Annotated in this window: 1 protein-coding gene; it reads left to right on the plus strand. The window is 59.4% G+C overall.

Features of this window, described 5'->3' with window-relative positions:
- Positions 1-1,086 (plus strand): acetolactate synthase large subunit (locus ACF8RA_RS01925; protein ID WP_392518729.1); only part of this gene is annotated, 1,086 nt, incomplete at its 5' end.
- Positions 1,087-1,625: the final 539 nt, after the last annotated feature.

Raw genomic sequence — 1,625 nt, forward strand, 5'->3', positions numbered from 1 at the left:
ATCGAAGCTGCCGTCGAGAAACTGCAGAACGCGCGTAACCCGATCCTGGTGATCGGTGCCGGTGCCAACCGCAAGATGACCGCCAAGGTCCTCAAGCAACTGATCGACAAGACCGGCATCCCGTTCATCACCACCCAGATGGGTAAAGGTGTGGTCGACGAGCGTCACCCGCGCTTCCTCGGCAACGCTGCACTGTCGTCGGGCGACTTCGTTCACCGCGCCGTCGAAGCTGCCGACCTGATCGTCAACATCGGTCACGACGTGATCGAGAAGCCACCGTTCTTCATGGTCCGTGGTGGCACTGAAGTCATCCACATCAACTTCCGCTCTGCTGAAGTCGATGCCGTGTACTTCCCTCAGGTGGAAGTGATCGGTGACATCGCCAACGCCGTGTGGCAAATCGGCGAAGCCTTGACCGAGACTTCGCACTGGGACTTCACCCGCCTGATGGCCATCCGTGAAGCCAACGAAGCACAGATCGCCGAAGGCGCCGACGATGACCGCTTCCCGGTCTACCCGCAGCGCATGGTCGCAGACATCCGTCGTGTATTGCCGTCCGAAGGCATCGTCGCCCTGGACAACGGCATCTACAAGATCTGGTTCGCTCGCAACTACAAGGCGCACAAGCCGAACACCGTGCTGCTGGACAACGCCCTGGCGACCATGGGCGCCGGCCTGCCATCGGCAATGGCTGCGCACCTGGTGCACCCGGACCGCCCGGTAATCTCGGTGTGCGGCGACGGCGGCTTCATGATGAACAGCCAGGAACTGGAAACTGCAGTACGTCTGGGCATGCACATCACCGTGGTGATACTGCGTGACGACGGCTACGGCATGATCCGCTGGAAGCAGGCCAACATGGGCTTCACCGACTTCGGCCTGGACTACGGCAACCCGGACTTCGTCAAATATGCCGAAGCCTACGGCGCCAACGGCCACCGCGTGGAAAGCGCCGAAGGCCTGCTGCCGCTGCTGGAGCACTGCATCAAGACCCCGGGTGTGCACGTGATCGACTGCCCGGTCGATTACAGCGAGAACGACCGCATCCTCAACAGTGAGCTGCGTGAGCGCGCCCTGGCGGTGTAAGCCCTGACGACCTTATCGCTGTAAGCCGGCACCCACAGGTATCTCACGATCCTGTAGGTGCCGTCGGGTGGTAACCACTTTATGCCTCTCGCAATTGATCATTCTCAGGTTCTCTACTCATGGAGAACACGAGAACATGACTATTGGTTCAACACACAACCATCCTGCCGATCTGGCCATCGACCCATTACTGCCCACGCAGCCGTGGGCCGCGCGTTTCCCTAACCCCCCGGATCTCGACTACCGCCGTCTTATCGAACAAGAGGCCGGTTGCCGCACGTGCCACACACTCCATTCACCGCACTTGCATGTCGGCGCCTGAGTTACTGGGTTGCTTCAGCCCAGTTCAATGGCGGCTTTACCCTCGAGTACTACCCCCACTATCAGCTTGGGAAATAACGGCGTACGGGGCATTTTGTAGGGGGAGTCCTACTGCGATTATGTAGTTTTCCTTTGGCCCCATAGGACTCTCCTGACTGTCGCTCCCTGACCCAACATCGCTTTACTGGCGTCCTTCCAAAACAACCATAAAAAGGAAG

Source organism: Pseudomonas sp. FYR_5, from assembly GCF_043106315.1.
Classification (GTDB): Bacteria; Pseudomonadota; Gammaproteobacteria; order Pseudomonadales; family Pseudomonadaceae; genus Aquipseudomonas; species Aquipseudomonas putida_Y.